The organism is Methylobacterium sp. M6A4_1b, assembly GCF_053345175.1.
This window is the reverse complement of record NZ_JBKEZQ010000022.1, coordinates 16,427-41,450: the sequence shown is the minus strand read 5'-3', so window position 1 is coordinate 41,450 and position 25,024 is coordinate 16,427. Positions and strand designations below refer to the sequence as shown.

The 25,024-nt window shown below is 70.2% G+C and carries 21 protein-coding genes; 16 read left to right on the top strand and 5 right to left on the bottom strand.

Annotation, left to right across the window (positions count from 1 at the left end; genetic code table 11):
• Positions 1-37: 37 nt before the first annotated feature.
• The gene (locus tag ACLBWX_RS18145) at positions 38-604 is read right to left on the bottom strand and encodes a NifU family protein (RefSeq protein WP_447678401.1); all 567 of its coding nucleotides are present in this window, start codon (positions 602-604) and stop codon (positions 38-40) included.
• A gap of 269 nt (positions 605-873) precedes the next feature.
• Between ACLBWX_RS18145 and rplS the strand changes: the two genes are divergently transcribed.
• Entirely contained in the window at positions 874-1,329 is a 456-nt protein-coding gene (gene rplS, locus ACLBWX_RS18140) for a 50S ribosomal protein L19 (RefSeq protein WP_055957797.1), read from the top strand.
• A gap of 186 nt (positions 1,330-1,515) precedes the next feature.
• Here the strand turns inward: rplS and ACLBWX_RS18135 are convergent, their stop codons facing one another.
• Together ACLBWX_RS18135 and ACLBWX_RS18130 are read right to left on the bottom strand one after the other, a co-directional pair.
• Positions 1,516-3,480 carry a putative bifunctional diguanylate cyclase/phosphodiesterase gene (locus tag ACLBWX_RS18135; RefSeq protein ID WP_447678400.1) on the bottom strand — a complete coding sequence of 655 codons (1,965 nt, stop codon included), beginning with the start codon at positions 3,478-3,480 and terminating at the stop codon, positions 1,516-1,518.
• Between the two features lie 524 nt (positions 3,481-4,004).
• On the bottom strand, positions 4,005-5,594 hold the full coding sequence (locus tag ACLBWX_RS18130; protein WP_447678399.1) for a catalase: 1,590 nt from the start codon (positions 5,592-5,594) through the stop codon (positions 4,005-4,007).
• A 151-nt stretch (positions 5,595-5,745) separates the two neighbouring features.
• Here ACLBWX_RS18130 and ACLBWX_RS18125 point away from each other — a divergent pair, with 151 nt between their 5' ends.
• The 13 genes from ACLBWX_RS18125 (at position 5,746) to rimM (ending at position 19,850) form a co-directional block, all read left to right on the top strand.
• Positions 5,746-6,720, top strand: a complete 975-nt coding sequence (locus ACLBWX_RS18125; RefSeq protein WP_447678398.1) for a LysR substrate-binding domain-containing protein — start codon at positions 5,746-5,748, stop codon at positions 6,718-6,720.
• Between the two features lie 76 nt (positions 6,721-6,796).
• On the top strand, positions 6,797-7,846 hold the full coding sequence (locus ACLBWX_RS18120) for an AbrB family transcriptional regulator (protein WP_447678397.1): 1,050 nt from the start codon (positions 6,797-6,799) through the stop codon (positions 7,844-7,846).
• Position 7,847: 1 nt separating this feature from the next.
• On the top strand, positions 7,848-8,204 hold the full coding sequence (locus ACLBWX_RS18115; protein ID WP_447678396.1) for a diacylglycerol kinase: 357 nt from the start codon (positions 7,848-7,850) through the stop codon (positions 8,202-8,204).
• Positions 8,205-8,354: 150 nt separating this feature from the next.
• Positions 8,355-9,413: an asparaginase gene (locus ACLBWX_RS18110; protein ID WP_447678395.1), complete on the top strand. Its 1,059-nt coding sequence runs from the start codon at positions 8,355-8,357 to the stop codon at positions 9,411-9,413.
• A gap of 13 nt (positions 9,414-9,426) precedes the next feature.
• Entirely contained in the window at positions 9,427-9,810 is a 384-nt protein-coding gene (locus tag ACLBWX_RS18105) for a hypothetical protein (protein ID WP_447678394.1), read from the top strand.
• A gap of 93 nt (positions 9,811-9,903) precedes the next feature.
• A complete protein-coding gene (gene ilvA / locus ACLBWX_RS18100) occupies positions 9,904-11,493 on the top strand; it encodes a threonine ammonia-lyase, biosynthetic (RefSeq protein ID WP_447678393.1) in 1,590 nt (529 codons plus the stop codon).
• 216 nt (positions 11,494-11,709) lie between these two features.
• Positions 11,710-13,860, top strand: coding sequence for a methyl-accepting chemotaxis protein (locus tag ACLBWX_RS18095; RefSeq protein ID WP_447678392.1), 2,151 nt, complete (start codon positions 11,710-11,712; stop codon positions 13,858-13,860).
• 117 nt (positions 13,861-13,977) lie between these two features.
• Positions 13,978-14,877, top strand: coding sequence for a prolipoprotein diacylglyceryl transferase (gene lgt, locus ACLBWX_RS18090; protein WP_447678391.1), 900 nt, complete (start codon positions 13,978-13,980; stop codon positions 14,875-14,877).
• Entirely contained in the window at positions 14,874-15,956 is a 1,083-nt protein-coding gene (locus ACLBWX_RS18085) for a class I SAM-dependent methyltransferase (RefSeq protein WP_447678390.1), read from the top strand. Before lgt ends, ACLBWX_RS18085 begins: the two co-directional genes overlap by 4 nt.
• Before the next feature lie 885 nt (positions 15,957-16,841).
• The gene (locus ACLBWX_RS18080; RefSeq protein ID WP_056475430.1) at positions 16,842-17,066 is read left to right on the top strand and encodes a hypothetical protein; all 225 of its coding nucleotides are present in this window, start codon (positions 16,842-16,844) and stop codon (positions 17,064-17,066) included.
• Between the two features lie 38 nt (positions 17,067-17,104).
• Complete coding sequence (gene ffh / locus ACLBWX_RS18075) at positions 17,105-18,682, top strand: signal recognition particle protein (protein ID WP_447678389.1); 1,578 nt, start codon at positions 17,105-17,107, stop codon at positions 18,680-18,682.
• Between the two features lie 105 nt (positions 18,683-18,787).
• Complete coding sequence (gene rpsP, locus ACLBWX_RS18070) at positions 18,788-19,150, top strand: 30S ribosomal protein S16 (RefSeq protein ID WP_108034162.1); 363 nt, start codon at positions 18,788-18,790, stop codon at positions 19,148-19,150.
• 13 nt (positions 19,151-19,163) lie between these two features.
• Positions 19,164-19,850, top strand: a complete 687-nt coding sequence (gene rimM / locus ACLBWX_RS18065; protein ID WP_447678388.1) for a ribosome maturation factor RimM — start codon at positions 19,164-19,166, stop codon at positions 19,848-19,850.
• A gap of 57 nt (positions 19,851-19,907) precedes the next feature.
• Here rimM and ACLBWX_RS18060 read toward each other — a convergent pair whose 3' ends face one another.
• The gene (locus ACLBWX_RS18060; RefSeq protein ID WP_447678387.1) at positions 19,908-21,467 is read right to left on the bottom strand and encodes a sensor domain-containing diguanylate cyclase; all 1,560 of its coding nucleotides are present in this window, start codon (positions 21,465-21,467) and stop codon (positions 19,908-19,910) included.
• 288 nt (positions 21,468-21,755) lie between these two features.
• On the opposite strand from ACLBWX_RS18060, the gene ACLBWX_RS18055 reads away from it, so the two are divergent.
• The gene (locus tag ACLBWX_RS18055) at positions 21,756-23,408 is read left to right on the top strand and encodes a sensor histidine kinase (RefSeq protein WP_447678386.1); all 1,653 of its coding nucleotides are present in this window, start codon (positions 21,756-21,758) and stop codon (positions 23,406-23,408) included.
• A 10-nt stretch (positions 23,409-23,418) separates the two neighbouring features.
• On the opposite strand, the gene ACLBWX_RS18050 is transcribed toward ACLBWX_RS18055, so the two are convergent.
• Positions 23,419-24,231 carry a class I SAM-dependent methyltransferase gene (locus ACLBWX_RS18050; RefSeq protein ID WP_447678385.1) on the bottom strand — a complete coding sequence of 271 codons (813 nt, stop codon included), beginning with the start codon at positions 24,229-24,231 and terminating at the stop codon, positions 23,419-23,421.
• A 71-nt stretch (positions 24,232-24,302) separates the two neighbouring features.
• Here ACLBWX_RS18050 and trmD point away from each other — a divergent pair, with 71 nt between their 5' ends.
• Positions 24,303-25,004 (top strand): tRNA (guanosine(37)-N1)-methyltransferase TrmD, encoded by a 702-nt coding sequence (trmD, locus tag ACLBWX_RS18045; protein WP_447678384.1) that lies wholly within the window; start codon positions 24,303-24,305, stop codon positions 25,002-25,004.
• Positions 25,005-25,024: the final 20 nt, after the last annotated feature.

The window sequence follows — 25,024 nt, the reverse complement described above, 5'->3', positions numbered from 1 at the left end:
TGCGGCTTTGCGTCGGCGCGCCGGAATTCGAGCGGCTCTAGATGGCCTGGACTTCGCGGATCTCCGGCAGGAAGTGCCGGAAGAGATTCTGCACGCCGTTGCGCAGGGTGGCGGTGGAGGACGGACAGCCCGAGCAGGCGCCCTTCATCTCCAGGTAGACCACGCCCTCCTTGTAGCCCCGGAAGGTGATGTCGCCGCCGTCGCCGGCCACTGCCGGGCGCACCCGGGTCTCGAGCAGGTCCTTGATGGTCTCGACCGTCTCGATGTCGGCCGGATCGAAGAACTCCTCGGCATCGTCGCTGCCGGCGACGTGGCCCTCGGCCAGCGTCGGGGCGCCGGACTGGAAATGCTCCATGATCGCGCCGAGCACCGCCGGCTTGACCTGGGGCCAGAGGTTGTCGTCCTCGGCCTTGGTGACCGAGATGAAGTCGTGGCCGAGATAGACCCCGCTCACGCCGGGCACGTCGAACAGCCGGCTCGCCAGGGGCGAGCGGGCGGCGGCCTCGGAATCGCGCGCCTCGAAGGTGCCCTCGGTCAGGACGACGCGACCGGGCAGGAACTTCAGGGTGGCGGGGTTCGGGGTGGCTTCGGTCTGGATGAACATGGCTGCGAAAGGTCCTCGTCCGCTGCGCCGGTTCAAGGCCGGCCGGGAATGGCGGCGGAAGTCTCCGCCGACCCCCTCCATGTGGACCGCGGGCGGGATTTTCTCAACCGCGCCGGCTGCGCAGGCCTGCCCGCGATGTCAGCCGCCGGCTATTGGACAAGCGGCCGCGCCTCGTGTAAGGCCCGCCTCAATTCAAAACAGGATGCCGAAATCCTGACGCACGCGGTCCCATCCGGGGATCGCGGGCGCGCACCGGCAGGACGTGAACCATGAACATCATCCAGCAGCTCGAGCAGGAGCAGATCGCTTCGCTCGGCAAGACCATCCCCGATTTCCAGCCCGGCGACACGGTCACCGTGAACGTCAAGGTGAAGGAAGGCGAGCGCACCCGCGTGCAGGCCTATGAGGGCGTCTGCATCGCCCGCTCCGGCGGCGGCCTCAACGAGAGCTTCACCGTCCGCAAGATCTCCTACGGTGAGGGCGTCGAGCGCGTGTTCCCGCTCTACTCGCCGCTGATCGATTCGATCGCCGTCGTCCGTCGAGGCAAGGTGCGTCGCGCCAAGCTGTACTACCTGCGCGACCGTCGCGGTAAGTCCGCCCGTATCGTCGAGCGTGCCGACCGCCCGGCCGAGAAGGCCGCCAAGGCCGATGCCTCGAAGGCGAACAAGGACGCCCGCAAGGCCGAGAAGGCCGCCAAGAGCGCCGCGAAGACCGCCGCCGAGTAAGTCCGCCGCCGATTAAGTCCGTCGCCGCAGGGCACGTCCGGCCGGAGCGATCCGGCCCGGACAAGGCGAAGGCCCGCTCGGGACACCGAGCGGGCCTTGCTCATTTCGGACCTTGCCCATTTCGGACCTTGCTCATTTCGGACCTTGCGCATTTCGGACCTTGCTCGTTTCGGGCCGTCGCTGACCTCAGGCCTGCCGCAGCATCGGCGGCGGCGTGATCCGCTCCATCGCGCCGACGCCGGCGTTCCGGCCGATCCAGACCAGGGCTTCCGTCTCGGGCATCGCCTTCGCGAAGTAGTAGCCCTGCAGCACCTGGCAGCCGAGGACGCGCAGGACTTCGACCTGCTCGCGCGTCTCCACCCCCTCGGCGACGACATGCGCGCCCAGGGTATTGGCGAAGGCCAGCACGGCCTCGGTCAGCAGGCGGTCGCGCGTGTTGTCGGCCACGCCGTGGATGAAGCTGCGATCGATCTTCAGGCCGGCGAGCGGCAGGTCGCGCAGGGACCCGATGGACGAGTAGGCGACACCAAAATCATCGACGATGACGCGCACCCCGAGGCGGGTCAGCGCAGCGATGTCCGACCCGCCGCGCTCGGTCGAGTAAACGGCCTCCTCGGTGATCTCGATGGCGAGGCGCGACGGATCGAGGTCGCTGGCGGCCAGTTCGGTCGCGATGAGTTCGGCGACCGGGTAGGTCCCGAATTCCTCGGGCGAAATATTGATCGACACCACCGCGTCGCCGTGTCCGCTCCTGTCGAGCAGGGCGATCATGCGGCAGGCCTTCCGGAGGATCGCCCGCGTCAGGGCCTCGCATTGCCGCGTGGTCTGGGCCGCGCTGACCACGAGGGGTGGGCTGACCCAGCCGAAGCGCGGGTGCTGCCAGCGCAGCAGCGCCTCGACGCCGACGACCGTGCCGGTCCAACAATCGACCTGGGGCTGGAACCAGACCTCGACGGCATCCTGGGCCAGCGCCTGCGCGAGGTCGGCCTCGATCGCCCGCTTCATCCGGGTCCCGTTGCGCATCGCCTCGTCGAACTCACGCCAGGACCGACGCCCGCTTTCCTTGGCTGCGTAGAGGGCGAGATCGGCGAAGGTCTGGAGGTCCCTGGCCGTGTCCCCGTCACGCGGATAAAGCGCGAGTCCGACGCTGACGCCCGCCTGCATCATCTGCCCGGACGGCATGCTCAGGGTCGCCAGACCCTCGACGAGGCCTTGGGCCAGGTTCGCGGCGGCGTCCCGATCCGCGACGGGTACGAGGGCGGCGAACTCGTCGCCGCCGAGGCGGGCGATGACGGCATTCGGACCGGCATACCGGCGCAACCGGTCCGCCGTCGCCACCAGCACCGCGTCGCCGACGACGTGTCCGTACCGGTCGTTGATCAACTTGAAGCGGTCGAGGTCGATCAGCGCGATCATGAGGGTGCCGCCGTCCCGCGCCACGCCCGCGAGGCGGTCCTCGAAGGCGGCCTGATACCCCGCACGGTTCATCAGACCCGTGAGGTGATCGTGGGTGGCGGCGTGCTTCAGGCGCTCGACCGCCTGCACCGATGCGACGTTGGCCACCTTCAAGGATGCCGTCAGGGCCTCGGCCTCGTGCCTGAGGCGGCTCGAGAGCCGGAAGTGCCGCTCCTGATCGTTCGCGCTGCGGATCATGAGCGCGGTGAGGAGCGCCAGGTTGATGGCGATGGTGTTGGCGGCCAGCGAGCCCGCGAGGGCGAAGAGGATCATCAGGAGGATGCTGTTGGGCAGGATGAAGGCGAGGACCTGGGCCCGGCTGGCCTTGCTCTGCACGGTCGCACCCGCGTTGATGCCGCAGAAGGTGAGCCCGACGCCGACCGAGTAAGCCTGACCGTACTGGGCGCATGCGAGGAGGATCCCGGCCCAGCAGAGCCCGGAGAGCAGGGCGCCGACCCAGCACCACATGAGGAGCCGCCGAGGGTTCTCGTCGAGGAGACCGCGCCGTTGCCACACCCATGCGAGGGCGACGCGCGACGCGTTGACCAGTGTGTTGCATCCGATGAATGCGGCGAGCACGGTACGCGGAAGACTGTCCCACATGCCCACCGCAAGGGACGTCGCGACGAAGAGGTTCGAGACCATCGTGATCGGCAGGCCCCGAAGGACCTCGGCCAGCCGGTCACGTTCGATCACGCTCGTGATGGTCGTCACTCGGTTCATTGCTGCTGCTGCTGGACGGAGGACCGGTCGACCGGAGTTCGGAAGCCTACGACTGCCGGATTAGTCCCCCAGAGATGTAAACATACGATTGATCTAACTGGCGCAGTCCGTGCATCTGATCTGTATTATTTGCCGGTGTATTCGAACCAATATTTGTAGAATTCAATCCGGCGACGTCACGGACGGAAGTCTCTTGGGCGATATTCGCGGTTGGGCAATGACGCGCGGCGACGGTTTCCCGCCATGAACCGCGATACCGCGGAAGGTTTGGGTTTCGCGGGCTTGCCAGACGTCTTCGTCGATTCCGGTGCGATCGGTCCTGGTCGACCGAATATCTTGAGCGAACCGGGGCCGGGACGCCCGGAGCGCGATCCGCACGCGGCGGCGCGGCATGCTCGGGGCGACAAAAAGCCCCGCAGGGTCGGATGACCCAGCGGGGCGATGGCATCGCGGATTTCCGTCAAGCTTACCCGAAGGCTTAAGCCTGACCCGGAGGCCTACTCGGCGGCGATGCTGTGGGCCTGGCTGCCGTCGGTGTAGGTCTCGGCCTGGAGGCGCTTGCCCGGGGCGGCACGGCCCGGCAGGGGCGGCAGGGCGCGCGCCTTCTCCAGATCGATGCCCGCACCCTCGGCGACGCGGCGGCCGTAATCCTCATCGGCGTGCAGGAAGTGCCAGACCATCCGCAGTTGGATCGGCTCCGGGCACTGCTTCATGTCGCCCACGAGGTTGGCGATCAGGTCGTCGCGCTCCCAATCCTGGAACGAACGGTAGCGCACGCCGGCCTGGGTGTAGTCGTCCTCGGTGCGCGAGGTCTGGTAGCGGCCGAGGTTCCCCTGCACCGGCTGGTGATAATCCTTGGCCGGCTTGGGCGCCTCGCGCAGGCCCTCGGCGAGAGTCGAGGGCTCGTAGTTGATGTGCCTGTTCGGGCCGGTGCCGTCGACGCCGAAGGTCATCTGCCCGTCGCGCTGGTTGGAATAGACCTTCACACCCGGCTGCGGCGCGTTGATCGGCAGTTGCAGGTAGTTGGCGCCGACCCGGTAGCGCTGCGTGTCCGAGTAGGACAGCGTGCGCCCCTGGAGCATCTTGTCGTCCGAGAAGTCGATGCCGTCGACGAGGACGCCCGTTCCGAAGGCGGACTGCTCGACCTCGGCGAAGAAGTTGTCCGGAACGCGGTCCAGTACCATGCGACCGACCGGCAGCAGCGGGAACTGGTCGACCGGCCAGAGCTTCGTGTCGTCGAGCGGATCGAACGACAGGTGGTCGTTCGGGCCGTCGGGCATGATCTGCACGCAGAACTCCCACTCGGGGAAGTTGCCGGCCTTGATGTTGTCGTAGAGGTCGCGCGTGGCGTGGCCGACGTCCTTGGCCTGGATCTCGGACGCCTGGGCCGAGGTCAGGTTGCGCACGCCCTGCTTGGGCTCCCAGTGGAACTTGCAGAGCACGGCCTCGCCCTGGTCGTTGACCAGCTTGTAGGTGTTCACGCCCGAGCCTTCCATCTCGCGATAGTTGGCCGGAATGCCCCACGGCGACTTCAGGTGCGTGACCATGTGGATCGACTCGGGGTGCTGCGCCACGAAGTCGAAGAAGCGCCACGCCTCCTGGCGGTTCGTCACCGGATCGGGCTTGAACGCGTGGATCATGTCGGGGAACTTGATCGCGTCGCGGATGAAGAAGACCTTGAGGTTGTTGCCCACGAGGTCCCAGTTTCCGTCGACGGTCTTGAACTTCACCGCGAAGCCGCGCGGGTCGCGCTCGGTCTCCGGGCTCTCCTTGGCGCCGGCGACCGTGGAGAAGCGCACGAACATCGGCGTCTTCACGCCGGTCTCGTTGAGGACGCGGGCGCGGGTGTACTTGGAGGCCGGCTCGTTGCCGATCTTGCCGTAGGCCTCGAAGTAGCCGTGCGCGCCGGCGCCGCGGGCATGCACCACCCGCTCCGGGATCCGCTCACGATCGAAATGGGTGATCTTCTCGATGAACTGATAGTTCTCGAGGGTCGCAGGACCGCGTTCGCCGACCGTGCGGGTGCTCTGGTTGTCGCGAACCGGGTGGCCCTGGCGGGTGGTCAGAATCGGGCGCTGATCGCTCATGCGGTGCTCTCTCGCTCGGAAAGGGTCGACGCGGCGATGACCGCATCCAGACCTTTGCCTGAGAACCTGGAATGGTTCTGAGACAGCCTTATGACCCGCCCTGATCGATTTGACTAATGCATCGTGGCGAACACGATGATAGGCATAGCCTATGAATATGTCCGGGCTTTCCCTGCGCGACCTCGAATACGTCGTCGCCGTCGCGGAGGAGATGCATTTCGGCCGCGCCGCCGAGCGCTGCAACGTCAGCCAGCCGACGCTCAGCGTCCAGGTCCGCAAGCTGGAAGACCTTCTCGGGCTCGCCCTGTTCGAACGCGGCCACCGCCGGGTGATGCTCACCCCGGCCGGGCAATCCATCGTGCGCCAGGCCCGCGTGGTGATGGCCGAGGCCCAGCGCCTCCTGGTGCTGGCGAGCGAGGGCCGCGGCGCGCCGCTCACCGGCCGCCTCGTCCTGGCGGCGATCCAGACGCTCGGGCCCTACCTTTTTCCGCTGATCCTGCGCACCCTGCGGCAGGAGTTTCCGCTCCTCGCCCTGGCCCTGAGCGAGGCGCGCACCGCCGAGATTCTGGAGGGCCTGCGCAACGGCCGCATCGACGCCGCCCTCGTCTCGCTGCCGGTGCCGGCCTCGGGACTCACGGTATCGCCGCTCTTCGTCGAGCCGTTCCAGCTCACCTGCCCGGCCGAACATCCCTTGGCCCGGGGCGGCGCGCTTCGGGCGACCGACATCGCCGGGCCCGACCTCCTCCTCCTCGACGAGGGCAACTGCCTGCGCGACCAGACCGTGGCCGCCTGCGGCGCCGGCTCGGCCGCCGGGCGCCACGCCACCAGTCTGGAGACCCTGCGCTCGATGGTGGCGGCGGGCGCCGGCTACACCCTGCTCCCCACCCTGGCGGTGCCCTCGGGACCCGATCCGAGCGGCCTGACGGTGACGCGCAGCTTCGACGTGGACGGGCCCGGCCGCACCGTCGCGCTCGCTTGGCGCACCAGCGACCCGCGCGCCGACGGCCTCGCGCATCTGGCCGCATTCTTCCGCGCCCACGCACCGGCGGGCACCACCGCCTGCCGCGACGACGGCATGCCGCGTCCGCGCGCCGGGCGCCGTGACAGCGTGCCCGATCCGGTGTAGCGCCCGGCGCGACGGGCGTTCCGGCCTGTCCCCCACCCGGCGTCCGAAGTCCCGGCATCCAACTCCCGGCATCATCGTGCTCTCACTGCGCTTCATCGGCCGTTGGGCGGCTCTTCTCGCGGCCTCCGGCCTCCTGGCCTACGCCCTCGACCATGCGCATTTCCCGGCGGCGCTCCTGCTCGGACCGATGGTGGCGGCCATCGCCTTCGGGGTCGGCGGCGCCGACCTTTCGGTGCCCAAGTTCGGCTTCCAGGCTGCCCAGGCGATGATCGGCTGCCTCGTGGCCCATACCGTGACCGGAGAGATCGTCGGCACGGTGGTCGATGACGGCTTCCTGATCCTCGCGGTGGTTCTCGTCACCGTCCTGGTCGGCGGGGCGGTCGGCTGGGCCCTGACGCGCCTGCGCGTCCTGCCGGGCTCCACCGCCGCCTGGGGCTCCTCGCCCGGCGGCGCCGCCGCCATGGTGGCGATGTCGGAGGAATACGGCGCCGACCCGCGCCTGGTCGCGTTCATGCAGTACGTCCGGGTGGTGGCCGTGGTGCTCTCGGCCTCCGTCATGGCGCGGCTGCTGACGAACGTCTCGGACGTCGTCCCGGCGCCCGACCCCATGACCGTGGCGCCGCTCGCGATCCTGGCGACCTTGGCCGTCGCGGCGTGCGGGGCGACCCTGGCCAAGCTCTTGCGCCTGCCGGCCTTCGCCCTCACCGGGCCGATGCTTCTGGGGGCCGCCCTGCATGCATCCGGCCTGGTCTCCATGGCCCTGCCGATGCCGGTCCTCGACCTCGCCTACGCCACCATCGGCTGGTATGTCGGCCTGCGCTTTCGCCGCGAGACCCTGCGCGAGACATTCGGCGCGCTGCCCGGCATCGTCATCGCGACCCTCGGGGTCATCGCGCTCTGCGGCGGCTGGGCCTACGGGCTGACCTTCCTGCTGCCCATCGACTTCCTCACCGCCTACCTCGCCACCAGCCCGGGCGGCCTCGATTCGGTGGCGATCATCGCGGTCGGTTCCAAGGTCGACGTCTCCTTCGTACTCGCGGTGCAGACGCTGCGGCTGTTCGTGGTGCTGGTGACGGGTCCGATCGTGGCGAAGTGGATCGCCCGCGGCGCGCCGGCGGCGCCCTGAGATGCACGCCCTCTACCTCGCCTTCCTGAATTCGTGGCGCGGCCTCGTGCACGGTGCCCGGACCGAGCGGGCGGTGCGCCTCGAACTCGCGCTCCTCCTCGTCGGCCTGCCCCTGGCGCTGGTGCTCGGCTCCGGCCTCTGGGTCCGGGTGGCCCTGGTGGCGAGCCTGCTCCTGATGCTCGCCGCCGAGTTCCTCAACACGGCGGTGGAGAAGCTCTGCGACCATCTCCATCCGGGCCGGCACCCCAAGATCGGGATCGTCAAGGATCTGGCCTCGGCCGGGACCTTCTCCGCGCAGGGAATCGCGGCCCTGGTCTGGGTGGCGGCGTTGTTCGAGCGGCTCTCCAGCGTTTTCTGAGGCGCAGGTGAAATACTTTTTCGGAGAAGTTTCGTCGGTTTCGTAAAGAACCAACGGTCGGTGCGGCCTGGACAGGTCCATTACGCTCCTCCAACGCTGAACCTACGGTCGGCCCCTGTCGGAACGACCTGAGTCAGCCGAGGTGCGTTCATGGCAGTCGTCGCAATCCTGAGACAAACTTTACTCGGCCTGAGCGGTCTACTTCTCCTCATGCATCCAGCGGGTGCGGCCGATCTCCCGAAGATCGCCGTGATCGCGACCGGCGGCACGATCGCGATGAAGCTCGACCCCACCACCCACGCGCCGGTGCCCGCGCTTTCGGGCGAGGATCTCGTCGCCGCGGTCCCGAAGTTGAAGGACATCGCCGCGATCGCCGTGACGGAGTTCAGCAACGTCCCGAGCGATTACATGGGACCGGACCGCTGGCCCGCCCTTTCCCGCAAGGTCGACGAGATCCTGGCCGACCCGTCGGTTCGCGGCGCCATCGTCCTGCACGGCACCGATACGCTGGACCAGACCGCCTACTTCCTCGACCTGACCGTGAAGAGCGACAAGCCCATCGTGCTGGTGGGCGCCCAGCGCAACGCCTCCGACTGGGATTCGGACGGGTCGCGCAATCTCCTCAACGCGGCCCGGCAGATCCTTTCCGACGGCTCGACCGGCATGGGTGTCACGGTGACGCTCAACCACCACATCAATGCCGCCCGCGAGGTCCGCAAGACGCATACGAGCAACGTCGAGACCTTCAATTCGGGTGATGCCGGGTTCCTCGGTTACGTCGACGAGGACCGCGTGATCTTCAGCCGCAAGTCGCTGCGCCGTCAGACGCTGCCCCTGCCCGACCGGATGCCCCGGATCGATCTCGTCGCGATGTATGCCGGTGCCGACGGCAGCCAGGTGCGCCACGCCGCCGAGACGGGGGCCGAGGCCATCGTCGTCGAGGCCTATGGCTGGGGCAACATGAACGCCGAGATGCACGACGCGATCAAGGACGTCATCGCCAGGGGCGTCCCCGTGATCGTCGCCACCAAGGTCTATAACGGCCGCGCCCTGCCGGTTTACGGCTTCAAGGGCGGGGGCAACACGCTGCTGAAGGCCGGGGCCGTCTTCGCCGACGACCTGACCCCGGACAAGGCGCGCATCCTCACCCTGATCGCCCTGCCGACGACCAAGGATCGGGCGGCGCTCCAGGCGCTGTTCGACAAGTAGGGAAGCCAGTGCGATGGAGGCGGACGACAGCCGGGCGGGACCGGCCGGATGGGTCCGGCAGATCGGCCATGTCCGTTTCCATCTGTGCGACGCGAACGGGGCGCCCGGCCCGGCACAGGCCGCGGTCGCGGCGATCGTGGCCGCGTCGCTCGGCCCCCTGCGCGACGAGGCCGCGTCCTATCTCGATCAGTTCGTGGACCGGACGGGAGCCTGCGGTCGCGCCGATGAGCCCTGGTGGCTCGACGAGATCGAGTTCCGCGATCACGCCGGGTCGGATCCGGTCTGCTACGCGCTCCACTTCACCCTGGAAGGCGACACGGACGGTCTCTGGAGCGTGGACATGCGCGCCCTGGCTGACGAACACCGCCCGTTCCGCTTCGAACGCCGCCAGGGCTGAACCGGCCCGTGGTGTGGCCTGAGCCCCAGCGCGGCGCCGGGGCGCGTCGGGCCTGCATCCACCTCGCTCGCTTCTGCGGCTCCGAAGGTCTATGTGCGGGCGACATCCCACGCATCGCGCCACCCCGGAGCTCGTGTCTCCTTGACCGACTACATCCGCAAGATCCTCACCGCCCGCGTCTACGACGTCGCCATCGAGAGCCCCCTCGATCCGATGCCGCGCATGTCGGCGCGCCTGGCCCGCCCGGTGCTCCTGAAGCGCGAGGATCTGCAGCCGGTGTTCTCGTTCAAGCTGCGCGGCGCCTACAACAAGATGTCGGGGCTCGACCCGGCGCTTCTGGCCAAGGGCGTCGTCTGCGCCTCGGCCGGCAACCACGCCCAGGGCGTGGCCCTCGCCGCCGCCCGCCTGAACGTGCGCGCGGTGATCGTGATGCCGCGCACCACCCCGGCGATCAAGGTCGATGCCTGCCGGGCCCGGGGTGCCGAAGTGATCCTGTTCGGCGACGCCTTCGACGAGGCCCTCGGCCATGCCCGGGAACTGGAGGCGCGCGACGGGCTGACCTTCCTGCATCCCTTCGACGATCCGGACGTGATCGCCGGCCAGGGCACGATCGGGATGGAGATCCTGACCCAGCATTCCGGGCCGATCGAGGCGATCTTCGTGCCCGTGGGCGGCGGCGGCCTGGCCGCCGGCATCGCCACCTTCGTCAAGTACCTGCGCCCGGAGACCAAGGTCATCGGCGTCGAGCCCGACGACGCCGCCTGCATGGCCGCGGCGCTCGCCGCCGGCGAGCGCGTGGTGCTGCCCACCGTCGGCCTGTTCGCCGACGGCGTCGCCGTGCGGGAGGCGGGAGCCGAGACCTTCCGGCTCTGCCGCGAATTCCTCGACGAGGTCATCACCGTCGACACCGACGCGATGTGCGCGGCCGTGAAGGACATCTTCGACGACACCCGCGCCATCTCGGAGCCCTCGGGCGCCCTGGCGCTCGCCGGCGCCAAGGCCTATGCCGCGCGCCAGGAGGGCGGGACCGGCACGCTCGTGGCGATCTCCAGCGGGGCGAACCTCAACTTCGACCGCCTGCGCCACATCGCCGAGCGCGCCGAGATCGGCGAGCAGCGCGAGGTTCTGCTCGGCGTCACCATCCCCGAGCGGCCGGGCGCCTACCGGGCCTTCATCCAGACCCTCGGCCCCCGGGCGATCACCGAGTTCAACTATCGCCACGCGGCCGGCGGCGACGCGCAGATCTTCGTCGGGATCAATCTCGCGGGCGGCCTCCGCGAGAAGCACGCGCTCATCGATTCGCTGAAGGCCGCCGGCTACCGCGCCGTCGACATGAGCGACAACGAGATGGCCAAGGTCCACATCCGCTACATGGTCGGCGGACGCGCCACCGGCCTCTCCGACGAGCGCCTGTACCGCTTCCAGTTTCCGGAGCGGCCGGGCGCCCTGATGAAGTTCCTCGACGCCCTCGGCGACGGCTTCGACATCACCCTGTTCCACTACCGCAACCACGGCGCCGATTACGGCCGGGTGCTCGCCGGCATCGACGTACCGCCGGCCGAGCGCGCCCGCTTCGACGCGGCCATCGAGGCGCTGCACTATCCCTGCATCGACGAGACCGACAACCCGGCCTACCGGATGTTCCTCGACGACGGTCGCGGCAGCGCAGACGTGGCGGCCTGAGACCCGACAGTCGAAACCCTCGAGCGCAACGATGGATTGTCCGAGCGATCGGTCATCGATGCACGCGCCAAGGCAACCGTAACAACTCAGGGTTCTTTCATTACCACGACCGGTGGTGCTGGTATTTTTAATACTTTTCGAGGACTGAACCGCGAAAGTTTTACTTCAACATTTGAGCATAGAAGCGGCGCTCGAATTCCTCACCGGTCGCCTCGAATGCCTCGTCTCACCAGCCTCAACTTCCGCCTCCCCGCGATCACCGTCGGTCTGGCGCTCGTCAGCGCCACCGTCATGGGTGGCCTGAGCTGGTACAGCGCCCGCTCCGGCCTCGTCGACGCGGCCCAGGAACGGCTGCAATTCGCGGCCTCCGCCCGCAAGGCCGGCATCGAGCTGGTCGCCGAGCGCGTCGGCGGCGATCTCGTCACGGTGGCGGGCAATCCGCAGGTCGGCGGCAATTTCGGTGACCTCGTCGAGGCCCTGGACCCGGCCAAGCCGGACTTCGCCAGCCTCGTCCGGACCTATACCGGCGGTGCCACCCTGGAGGCGCGCCTCGGTGCCGAAGTGTCCGGGTCGATGTACGGCCGGCGCCACGCCAAGGTGCAGGAGGTGGCCCGTAAGATTCTCGAGCGGCCGGGCTACGCCGACCTCGTCTTCGTCTCGGAGGACGGACGCATCGTCTACACCACGACCAAGGGTGCGGATTTCGGCCGCGCGCTGGCCGAGCCGGAGCTCGCCGCGACGGGTCTTGCCCGCCTCGTGGCGCGCCTGAAGACCGCCGACCCCGATGCGACGCTCTACGAGGACTACGCCGCCTATCCGGCCGAAGCGGTTCCGTCGGCCTTCATCGGCCGGGCCATCGCCCGCCGCGCCAACGTCGCCATGGGCACCGGCCAGGAAGCGTCGCGCATCGGCTTCGTCCTGCTGCGCCTGACACCGGCCCTGTTCGACCGTACCCTCTCGGACCGCGGCGGCCTCGGCGAGACCGGCCAGGTCATGGCCGTCGGCGCGGACGGCGCCCTGCGCAGCAACCCGCCCCTGTCCCGCTCCGTCATCGCCGGCAAGCCCGCGACGGCGCTCGGCTTCGACAAGGGCGATCTGGCGAGCAACCGGCCCTTCACCTACACGAGCGGCAGCGGCCACCGGATGGTCGCCACCGCCCGCGTGTCGGTTCTCGGCGCGCCCTGGACGATCATCGCCGAGCAGGCCGAGGACGAGACCCTCGCGGCCGTCGGCACCCTCACCCGCGCCCTGGCGATGACGGCGCTCGCCGTCCTCGCCGTCACGGCGATCCTCGGTCTCCTCTTCGCACGCACCATCGTCGGCCCGCTGGGCGCCCTGACCCGCGCCCTGCAGGCCCTGGCCCGCCGCGAGGCCCTGGCCGAGGTGCCGGGCAGCCGCCGGGCCGACGAGATCGGCGACATCGCCCGGGCCGTCGTCACCATCCGCGACATCTCCCTCGAGGAGGCCGCGCAGCAGCTCAAGACCACCGAGGCGGCGCGCCTGCGCGAGGAGACCGAACGCCGGACCCTGCTGCGCGACCTCGCCGATCGCTTCGAGCGCTCCGTCGGCGGCATCGTCGGCACCGTCTCGCAGGCCTCCAGCGACCTGCAGGGTGCCGCGACCGGCATGACCGAGGCGGTGGCCGGCACGGCGCGTCGCTCCACCTCCGTGGCGGCGACCGCGCAGGAGACCGCCGGCAACGTGAACGCCGTGGCGGTGGCGGCCGAAGAGCTCGGCGCCACGGTCGGCGAGATCGGCCGTCAGGTCGAACAGGCCTCCACCATGTCCGCCCAGGCCGTCGACGAGGCGGGGCGCACGGCCGCCACCATGCAGACCCTGTCCGATGCCGCGACCCGGATCGGCGATGTCGTCGGCCTCGTCTCGCAGATCGCCAGCCAGACCAACCTCCTGGCGCTGAACGCCACCATCGAGGCGGCGCGGGCCGGCGAGGCCGGTCGGGGATTCGCCGTGGTCGCCGCGGAGGTGAAGAACCTCGCGGAGCAGACCAGCCGGGCCACCACCGAGATCGCCGAGCAGGTCGACGCCATCCGCTCGGCCACCACCGGCGCCACCGGCGCGATCCGCAGCATCGTGACGCGGATCGAGGGCATGAGCGTCGTCACCAGCAGCATCGCTGCCGCGGTGGAGGAGCAGGGCGTGACGACCCAGGAGATCGTGCGCAACATGGGCCAGGCCTCCTCGGGTACGGGCGCCATGAGCCACGACATCGAGGCGGTCGCCCGCTCGGCCGCCGAGGCCGGCGCCACGGCCGACCAGGTCCAGCGCGCCTCCGCCGACCTGTCCCGCCAGTCCGAGCAGCTGCGCACGGAAGTCGCCGGCTTCCTCGCCACCGTCCGGGCTGCCTGAGCGCAGGCCGTCTGACCCCTGCCTAGGCCGGCGGCGCCCGCCGGCCATGTCCCGACCGGGCTTGACCCCCCGGCGGGCTCGGGCCCAATGCCCCGGCTCAACCGGGACGCCTCGCCGATGCCGCCGCTCCTCGCCCTGCCCTTCCCCGCCATCGATCCGGTGGCGGTGGCGATCGGGCCGATCACCATCAAGTGGTACGCGCTCGCCTACATCGTCGGCCTGCTCGGCGGCTGGTACTACGCGCGCCGGCTGGTGGCGGCGGACCGCTCCTGGGGCGTGGTGCGGCGCCCGAGCCTGAACGACATCGACGACCTCATCGTCTGGGTGGCGCTGGGCGTCGTCCTTGGGGGCCGCATCGGCTACGTCCTGTTCTACAACCTGCCGCTCTATCTCGCCGATCCCGTCGAGATCCTGGCCATCCGCAACGGCGGTATGTCCTTCCATGGCGGCTTCCTCGGCGCCGTGCTGGCGATGGTGCTCTTCGCCCGCGCCCGCAAGCTCCAGGCCCTGACCCTCCTCGACCTCGCGGGCGTGGTGGTGCCGATCGGGCTGTTCTTCGGGCGCATCGCGAATTTCGTGAACGGCGAGCTCTGGGGCCGCATCGCCCCGGACTTCCCCTATGCCGTCGTGTTTCCCACGGGTGGCCCCCTGCCCCGCCATCCGAGCCAGCTCTACGAGGCGGCCATCGAGGGCGCGCTCCTGTTCGTCGTGATGATGGTCGCGGTGCGCGCCAGCGGCTTCCGCAGGCCCGGCCTGATGGGTGGCATCTTCGTCCTCGGCTACGCCATCGCGCGGACCTTCTGCGAGTTCTTCCGCGAGCCCGACCGGCAGCTCGGCTACCTGTTCGGCACCGAGACCTGGTCCACCGGCGGCATCACCATGGGGATGGTGCTGTGCGTGCCGATGGCGCTGGTCGGCATCGGCGCCATCGTCCTGGCGCTGCGCGGCACCACCCGCCCGCGCGGCTCGGCGGAGGAGGCCGGCCCCGTCACGCCCGCCAAGGTCGACGCGGCGTGACGAGGCCGCTCCTCGCCGAGATCCGCGACGAGATCCTGGCCTCGGGCCCGATCGGGCTCGACCGCTACATGGGCCTCTGCCTCGCCCATCCGGTGCACGGCTACTACCGCACCCGCGACCCTCTCGGGCCGGCCGGCGACTTCGTCACCGCCCCCGAGATCTCCCAGATGTTCGGCGAGCTCATCGGGATCTGGATCGCGGCGACCTGGGCTGCCATGGATGCGCCCGCCGAGCTCGCCCTGGTGGAACTCGGACCCGGTCGCGGCACCCTGATGCAGGACGCGCTGCGGGCGCTGGCCCGCGCCGCGCCGGACCTGCGCCCGGCTCTTCACCTCGTCGAGACCAGCCCGGTGCTCCGGGCCGAACAGGCGGCCCGCCTCTCGGACGCCGCCCCGACCTGGCACGATTCCATCGCGACCCTGCCGCACGGCCCGACCCTCGTGGTCGCCAACGAGTTCTTCGACGCCCTCCCGGTCCGCCAGTTCCAGCGTGCCGAGCGCGGCTGGTTCGAGCGCCTCGTCGGCCTCTCGCCGGACGGCAGCGGCCTCGCCTTCGGCCTCGCGGCGGAGCCCGACACGCGCATCACCGCGAGCGGCCCCACCGGCGTCCTGATGACCCTGCCGAGCGCCGCCCTCGACACCGTGCGCGGCCTCGCCCGCCGCGTCGTCGCCGACCGGGGCGCGGTGCTGGCCGTCGATTACGGCCATGTCCGCCCGGGCTTCGGCGACTCGCTGCAGGCGGTGCGCGGCCACGCCTTCGTCCCGCCCCTCGACGCGCCCGGCGAAGCCGACCTCACCACCCACGTGGATTTCGCCGCCCTCGGGCGGGCCGCCACCGGCGAAGGCGCGTCCCTGCACGGCCCCGTCGACCAGCGCGACTTCCTCCTCGCCCTCGGCCTGCGCGAGCGCGCCGAGCGGCTGGGAGGGAACGCCTCGCCGGCGCAGCGGGAGACGATCACAGCGGCGGCGACGCGTCTCGCCGACCCGTCCCGGCGGGGCATGGGCAGTCTGTTCAAGGCGATGGCGTTTTCCGACGCGACCCTGACGGCGCTGCCGGGGCTTCCGGCGTCGGGACGCTGATCGGATCGGTCAGCCGGCCGGGTTCAATGCGCGCGGCGGGCGAACCACAGCGTTCCGAGGCCCAGCGCCAAGGCGCCGAGCGGAAACAGCAGCAGGGTCAGGGTGTGGGCGTCCATTACCGGAGTTCCCGCAAGAAACCTCTCGCAGCCCAATGTAGGACTCCGCTGACGCAGATGCAAAGCAGGGAAAGCACGGGTGTCAGCCACGGCCTGTCCGGTGGGCTCGCCTGCGCCGCCCGTTGGGAAAACAGCGGGGCCAGACCTCCGACGGCGAGCACCGCGATCGCCACACCGTTCACGTAGGTGGCGGTCAGCTTGGCGCGCTCGTTCGCGATTAGCTGCGTCGTGGCATCGTGTGGCTCGTCCATGGCGCCTCGAACAGGGTTATGACAGCTTAACGTGCCGGCGAGGATGCGCTCGCGAAAATCCCTCCGCCTCCCAGAGGGGTGAGGGAGGGCGCCAGCCGCGGGGGATCTCTACCGGCACCGCGTCCGCGCATGGGTTCGTCCAACACGCAAACGATCTCCTGTCGGTGACGGGCGCGGAGGGAACGAGCGTGCGTTCTCGAAGCCAGGAGGCCAGTCCTCTCTGGTGACCCTGCGTGTCGACGTTTTATCCCCCGGGCGACCGACGATAAGGATTTTCTTCCTATATTCTCCGCCGGACCCTGTCAAGCGCGAAGCCGTTCAGGACCGGCAAAACTTGACTTGCCCACGCCGTCGGACTAACCGCCTCCCTATTCATTCGACGGTCTGATCGTCATCACGAACGCCGACCGGCCCTGCGAGGCCGGAGGTCAACGCCCGACAGCGCGCTGCGCCCTCGGGCGAGCTTCGCGTTGGGGATAGAGCGTCGGCCCCGGTCACACCGTCGTCGTCGAGTCCCGATGCCCAACGCTGCCGCGAACACGACCCTGCGCATCGAGGATGCGGTGAACGACACCTGCCCCTGGTCGGGCAAGCCGATCGCGGCCGACTCGCTCACCCTCTACAACGGCGCGGTGGTGGGCTTCTGCAACCCGGAGTGCCGGGACAAGTTCGCCAAGGCGATTCGCGGCTTCGAGGATGCGCTCCAGGCGCGCCGGGCCGAAAGCGCGGGCGTGAACCAGTGACCGGTTCGACGACGATGCCGGTCCAGGGAGCCTGACGCATGTTCGAAGGCCTGTCCGATCGCCTCTCCGGAATTCTCTCCGGCCTCACGCGGCGCGGCGCGCTCACCGAAGCCGACGTCACCGCCGCCCTGCGCGAGGTCCGGCGCGCCCTGCTCGAGGCCGACGTCGCCCTCGAAGTGGTGCGCGGATTCACCGAGAAGGTGCGCGGGAAGGCGGTCGGCGCCGTCGTCCTGAAGTCGGTCACCCCCGGCCAGATGGTCGTCAAGATCGTCAACGACGAACTCGTGGCGATGCTCGGCTCGGATGCGAGCATCATCGACCTGAACGCCCCCGCCCCCGTCGCCATCCTGATGGTCGGCCTGCAGGGCTCGGGCAAGACCACCACCACCGCCAAGATCGCCCGCCGCCTGGTGGCCCGCGACAAGCGCCGGGTGCTGCTCGCCTCCCTCGACACCCGCCGCCCGGCGGCGATGGAGCAGCTCGCCATCCTGGCCAAGCAGGTCGAGGTCGAGAGCCTGCCGATCGTCGCCGGCCAGTCGGCGGTGCAGATCGCCCGTCGGGCCATGGACGCCGCGCGCCTCGGCGGCTTCGACGTGGTCATGCTCGACACCGCCGGCCGCATCACCCTCGACGAGCCGCTGATGGCGGAGGCGGCGGAGGTCAAGGCCGCCACCAACCCGCACGAGGTGCTCCTCGTCGCCGACGCGCTCACCGGCCAGGACGCGGTGATCACCGCCCGCGCCTTCGACGAACGCCTCGGCGTCACCGGCATTGTGCTGACCCGCATGGACGGCGATTCGCGCGGCGGCGCGGCCCTGTCGATGCGCGCCGTCACCGGCAAGCCGATCAAGCTCGTCGGCACCGGCGAGAAGGTCGACGCCCTGGAGGAGTTCCACCCCTCCCGCGTGGCCAACCGCATCCTCGGCATGGGCGACATCGTCAGCCTGGTCGAGAAGGCGGCCGAGACCATCGACCACGAGCAGGCGCTCCGCACCGCGGAGAAGATGCGCAAGGGCAAGTTCGACCTCGACGACCTGTCGATGCAGCTCGCCCAGATGGAGAAGATGGGCGGCATCGGCGGCCTGATGGGCATGCTTCCGGGCATGGGCCAGATCAAGAAGCAGGTCGAGAACGCCAACCTCGACGAGAAGATGTTCGCCCGTCAGAGGGCCATCATCTCGTCGATGACCGCGCAGGAGCGGAAGAATCCCGACATCCTCAAGAATTCCCGCAAGAAGCGCATCGCTGCGGGCTCGGGGACGAAGGTGGAGGAGCTGAACAAGCTCCTCAAGATGCACCGGACCATGGCCGACATGATGAAGGCGATGGGCTCGGGCAAGCGCGGCATCGGCCAGGCCCTGGGCTCGATGTTCGGCATGGGCGCGGGAGGCATGGGCGGTGGCGGTGGCATGGGCGGCATGCCCGGCCTGCCCCCCGGCATGGCCGAGCCGACGCCGGAAATGATCGCCGACATGCAGAAGCAGCTCGGCGGCAAGCTCCCCCCGATGCCTCCGGGCCTTGGGGGCAAGATGCCGGGCCTGCCCGGGCTCGGGGGTCCCAAGGGCCCCGGCGGCCTGCCGGGTCTCGGCGGATTTCCCTTCGGGAAGAAGAAGTAGCGACGGGGGGCGTAGCGCATTGCGAGTCGGGTTCGCGCCCACTTACTCGCCATTCGCTACGCGCTCTTCGCCCTCACACGACACACTGACCTTTGGAGTAGAACCATGTCCCTCAAGATCCGCCTCACCCGTGGCGGCGCCAAGAAGCGCCCGTACTACCGCATCGTCGTCGCCGACGCCCGCGCACCCCGCGACGGCCGCTTCATCGACAAGGTCGGCGTCTATGACCCGATGAAGCCCAAGGACGATCCGGCCCGCATCGTGCTCGAGGCCGACAAGATCCAGGCCTGGCTCGCCAAGGGCGCCCAGCCCACCGACCGCGTCCTGCGCTTCCTCGACGCCGCCGGCCTCGCCAAGCGCCCCGCGCGCAACAACCCGCAGAAGGCCGAGCCGGGCGAAAAGGCCAAGGAGCGCGCCGCCAAGCGCGCCGAGAAGGCCGCCGCCCCGGCCGAAGACGCCGCGGCCTGAGGCGCGTCCGCGCATGGCCCGCCGTCCCGGAGGCACTTCATCCCACGGTGACGGTGGCCGCCGTGCGCGCCCCGGCCGCATCGGCAGCGATGCGGCCACCTCGGCCCACCGGCCGAAGCCCGAAGCCGACGCGCCGCTACCGCCCACCGACCCGAGCCTCGTCCAGATGGGCGAGTTCGGGCGGGCGCACGGGCTCAACGGCGAGGTCCGGCTGAAATCCTACACCGGCGACCCGCAGGCGATCGCGTCCTACGGGCCGCTGATCGGCGCCGACGGCCGCCGCATCGAGTTCACCGACATCCGCCAGGCCGGCGGCGGCGCCCCCGACCTCCTGGTGGTGCGGGTGAAGGGCGTGACCGACCGCACCGGCGCGGAGGGACTGAACCGCCTCGCCCTGTTCCTGCCCCGCGAGCGCCTCGGCACCGTGGCGGACGCGGACGAATTCTTCACCGCCGACCTCGTCGGCCTCGCAGTGGTCGACACGCAGGGCGCGGTCCTCGGTACCGTCGCGGACGTGCCGAATTACGGCGGCGGCGATCTCCTGGAGATCAAGCCGGCGCTCGGCGGCGCCACCGCACTCCTGCCCTTCACCAAGGCCTTCGTGCCGGAGCTCGACGTCGCCGGCGGCCGCGTCGTGGTGGATCCGCCGGACGATCTGTTCGCGCCGGCCCAGCCGCGCCCGCCCGAAGAGCCCGTCTGAATGAAAGAACGTATCTGAGGGGAAGAGCCCGCCCGAGAGCCGGATCGCGGTCCGCCCTCAGACGGAACCGGTCTCGGACGTCACGGCCCAGGTCGGCGCCCGATCCGCGCCGGCCGACGTTTCACGCGGCGTCCGGCCGATGCGGGTCCTATCGCGGCCGTCCGCCTTGGCCGCGTAGAGCGCCGCATCGGCGTCGCGGTAGAGGTCCAGGACCGCCCTCGGCCCGCCGCCTCCCGTGGACGTGCTCGCGAGCCCGATGCTCACCGTCAGGGAGCCGACGGGGATGCCGGCGCCGGGGAGGCCGAAACGGCGGATTTCGGCATGGATCCGGTCGGCGACGCGCTGGGCGGCCGCCAGGTCGGCGGCGAGCAACAGCACGAATTCCTCTCCGCCGACGCGGCACACGAGGTCGCCGGGGCGCCGGGCGCTCGCCGTCAGACAATGCGCCAGCCCCTTCAGGACCTCGTCGCCCACGGCATGGCCGTGGCGGTCGTTCACCGCCTTGAAGTGGTCCGCATCGATCACGAGCAGGGACAGGGGCTGGTCGGGCGGCCGGCCGGACCTTCCGCGCTCCGCCAGGGCCTCCTCGAAGCGGCGCCGGTTCGGCAGGCCCGTCAGGGCGTCGGTCAGCGACAGGCGCGCCAGCTCCGCCTCGATCCGGCTCCGGTGCCGGAGTTCGCGCCCGAACAGCAGCGAGAGGCCGGCGCACAGGCCGCACAGGATCATCACGGCGCTGCCGATCACCAGCGCCTTGGCGCGCCATTCCGCCTCGATCTCCTCGGCCGCCAGGGCGACGTCCAGGATCAGCGGCAGATCGCCGATTCGCGTGAAGGCGTGGTGCCGGTTCTCGTCGCTGCGGACCGAGGCGCCGACGAAGGTGCCGGCGCCCTCCCGCACGAAGCGCTGGAAGGTCGGCGCGTCCGCGACGGTGACGCCGATATCCGCGTCGACGACGGGGTGGCGCATCAGGCGCCGTCCGTCCGCGAGATAGAGGTTGATCGCCCCCTTGGTCCCGAGGGCGATGTTGGCGAAGAGCCCGCTGAAAAAGGTGAGCTTCAGGGAGGCTTGGACCACACCGGCGAAGCGGCCGTCGGGTCCGTTGATCCGGCGGCTGAGGACGATGACCGGCACGCCGAGGAGGCGCGACACCACGGGCTCGCTGATGAAGAGTCCGGCATCGGGCCGATCGCGGTGGACCCGGAAGTAGCTCCGATCCGCGTTGTTCAGGGGACGGGCGGGGATCCCGTTGGCGTCGAAGCGGGTCTTGCCGTTCTCGTCCACCACGAGGATGACGCCCATGTCCCGCGCCATCACGGCCCGGTCGAAGAGGATGAGTTGCTGCAGGGCGGGGCTGCTCGCCGCGAATCCGGGCGCCGTCAGGTTGTCGGCCACCCCGCGCAGCGACAGGTCGATGATCTCGATGTTGCGGGCGATGTCGCGCTCGATCACCTGGAGCAGGTTGCGCGAGGTCTGCGTCGCCTTGTCCCAGGCATCCGCGCGCAGGTCGAGCAACATCAGCCCGGCGATCGCGAGCAACCCGAGTGGTGCCAGGATGCCCAGCCCGATCCAGGTCTGCGCCGAGCGCAGCCGGTGCATCAGATCAACCAGCATCCGCATCGGCGATCATCCCACATCCGTTCGTGAGCATTGCTTCACATGCCACGGCAAATCCTAATCTGGAGTTGCATAATGGGATGTCGATGGAGGGACGCGGCGTCGCGGATCCCTGTGCCGGCTCCGGATCGTCGTGCGAACCCGGGCCAGGCGGGCAGTGGTTTCGGGAGGGTAAGAACACGGTGCGTGGGGCGGCGCGACGTCCGGGACGCGTGCAGGCAAACCCATTCGAACTAAGTGACATGAACTTAAATGGTCGGTACAACGATTGGCCGCCGGGAAAGTTCCCCCATGAGTTACCACCTCGAGCAAGGTATCAGGCCAGATACAGGCGATCCCGCGCGGCTTACTGAGCTCAGGGCTCTGGACATTCTCGATACCGCCCCTGAACAGGCCTTCGACGACGTCGTGCAATTGTGCCGTCTGCTGTGCGGGTCGCCGGTCGCCCTGATCAGTCTCGTGGACGAGGACCGCCAGTGGTTCAAGGCGCGCGCCGGCTTCCCGCCCTGCGAGACCGATCTCAACGCCTCGGTCTGCGTCTATGCCTTGAGCGAGGCCGATCTGCTCGTGATTCCGGACCTGGCGGACGATCCGCGCACCTGCCGGAATCCGCTCGTCACGGGCGCGCCGCATATCCGCTTCTATGCCGGAGCACCCCTGCGGATGCGGAGCGGCCAGGTGCTCGGCAGCCTGTGCGTGCTCGATCATCAGCCGCGCCCGGACGGGCTGACGGACGATCAGGCCGACGGCCTGCGGCGCCTCGCGCGCCAGGTGACGACCCTCATCCATGAGCGCCGGCAGATCGCGCTGGTCAAGGCCGAGGAGATCTACGCCCGGGCGGCGTCGCTCCGGCGCGCCGCGCTGATCGAACTCGGGGACTTCCTGCGCAACGAGGCCTGCGTTCCGGCCATGACCCAGCGGGCAGCCGAGATCGTCGGCCGGACCCTCGACGCCGATCGGACCGGCTACGGCGAGCTCGACGCGGCCGGCGAGCACATCACCGTCCACCGCGACTGGACGACCGCCGGCACGGCCAGCCTCGTCGGCCGGCATCCCTTCGTGAATCAGGACACCCTCGGTCCCGACTTCGCGCGCGGGGAAACCCTCGTCGTCGACGCCGTGGCGGACGACCCGCGGACGGCGGAGACGGCCGGCCGTCTCGCCCGGATCGATGTGGGCGCCCTGCTCAACGTGCCGGTGCGCGAGCGCGGCCGAAGCGTCGGCCTGTTCTTCGTCCACAGCCGGGCGCCGCGCACCTGGCATCCCGAGGAGGTCGCCTTCGTCCGCAACGTCGCGGATCGGGTCCAGGTCGGCATCGCGCGCCTGCGGGCCGAGGAGCAGCAGGCGGTCCTCAACCGCGAACTCAGCCATCGCATGAAGAACATGCTGGCCATGGTCCAGGCCATCGCCACCCAGACGCTCCGCAACGCTCCCGACCTGGACACGGCCCGGGACGTCCTGGCCGACAGGCTGTTCGCGATGAGCAAGGCCCATGACCTGCTCCTCAACGGGGCGCGCGAGAGCGCGAGCATCGAGGCGGTGATCCGCGGGGCGCTCGAGATCCACGACGATGCCGAGTCGGGACGCCTGCGGCTCGCCGGGCCGTTCGTCCAGGTCGGCTCGAAGGCCGCCCTGTCCCTCGCCCTGATGGTCCACGAACTCGCGACGAACGCGGCCAAGTACGGAGCCCTCTCCTGTCCGGAGGGGATCGTCGCGGTGACCTGGTCCGTGGCGGCCGATGGCCCCGAGACGATGCTGACCCTGTCGTGGCGGGAACGCGGAGGACCGGCTGTCGTCCCGCCCACGCGCCGCGGGTTCGGAAGCCGGCTGATCGAGCGCGGCCTCGCGGGTGCCGTCGGCGGCAGCGTCCGCACGACCTACGCGCCCGTGGGTCTGGCCTGCGAACTCACGGCGCCGCTGCGTGGAATCGAGGCGGAGGAGTGAGCCGCGCCCCTCATCGCGGCGGGCTGCCCGCTCCGTCCTTCGCGCGCCGGGTGGCGTCGTCCCGGCAGGGACGGATCGCGCGCGGGTCCGGCCGGTCGGCCGCAGCCGGCGCTTCGAAGATCGCGAGATAGCCGACGCCGCCGTCGAGCACCGTCACGCCGGTCTGACGGTATCCGGCCGCCGAGAGCTCGCAGGCCAGGAGCGCGGGCGGCGTCCCGTGGCGCGAGGGCACGTCGTCGGCGTCGACGATGCCCACCCTGCCCCCCGGCTTCATCATCGGCGCCAGGTTGTGGAGCAGTCCGAAGGGCTGGGCGATCTCGTGGTACATGTGGACCAGAACGGCCGCATCGAGCGAGGCGACCGGCAGGCGCGGGTCGTGCGGCTCGCCCCGCACCACCGTGACGTTGGTGAGCGCGCTCTTGGCGATGCGTGCTTCCAGCCCCTGCAGGTAGCGGGGCGTCACATCCTCGGCGTAGACGTGGCCCTGCGGGCCGACCCGCTCGGCCAGCCGCATCGTGTAGTAGCCGCTGCCGGCGCCGATATCGGCGACGCTCTGGCCGGCCGCGATGCCCATCAGGCGGACCACCTGCCCGACCTCGTCGACCGAATCGCGCTGCTTCTCCGAGGCCCAGAGCGGCGCGACGATCTCGGCCACCGGCCGGTCGGGTCTGGGAAAGGCGGAGGCGGGCGTGCCCGCCGGGGCCAGGGGTTCGGCCGCGCGGACCGGCGCGGGCCGTGCGAAACCCGACAGCGCGAGGGACAGGGTGACGGTCCGCAGGAGCGGAACGACTGCACGGGTACGGAGCGAGCGGGACGCGGACATGGCAGGACAACCCGTCGCCGCCGGTTCGGTGCCACGTTGACCGCGCGCGCCTCCCCGCGCCATCAAGCGCCATGACCCTGAGCCCCTGGAACGCCACCGTCCTCACCCTCTACCCCGCGATGTTTCCGGGGCCGCTCGGCGCGTCCCTGTCCGGCGAGGCGCTGGCGCGGGGTACCTGGACGCTGGAGGCCCGCGATATCCGCGAGCACGGTCTCGGGCGTCACCGCGCGGTGGACGACACCCCCGCCGGAGGCGGCGCCGGCATGGTGCTGCGCTGCGACGTCCTCGCCGCCGCCATCGACGCGGCCGCCGCGCCGGACGATCCCCGGCCCCGGCTCCTCATGAGCCCGCGCGGCCGTCCCCTGACGCAGGGCCGGGTGCGGGCCCTGAGCGAGGGGCCGGGCGTGCTCGTCGTCTGCGGCCGCTTCGAAGGCGTCGACGAGCGGGTGATCGCCGGGCGCGGCCTCGAGGAGGTGTCGATCGGCGACTACATCCTCTCCGGCGGCGAGATCGCCGCGCTGGTGGTGCTCGATGCCTGCGTGCGCCTGCTGCCCGGCGTCATGGGCAAGGTCGCCTCCGGCGAGGAGGAGAGCTTCGAGACCGGTCAGCTCGAATACCCGCACTACACCCGGCCCCGGGACTGGGAAGGCCACGCGATCCCCGACGTGCTCACGGGCGGCAACCACGGCGCGATCGCACGATGGCGCCGGGCCGAAGCCCTGCGCCTCACCCGGGAGCGCCGGCCCGACCTGCTGCGCCCACCCGAGGGCTGAACCGGTGCGCGCGGGCAAGG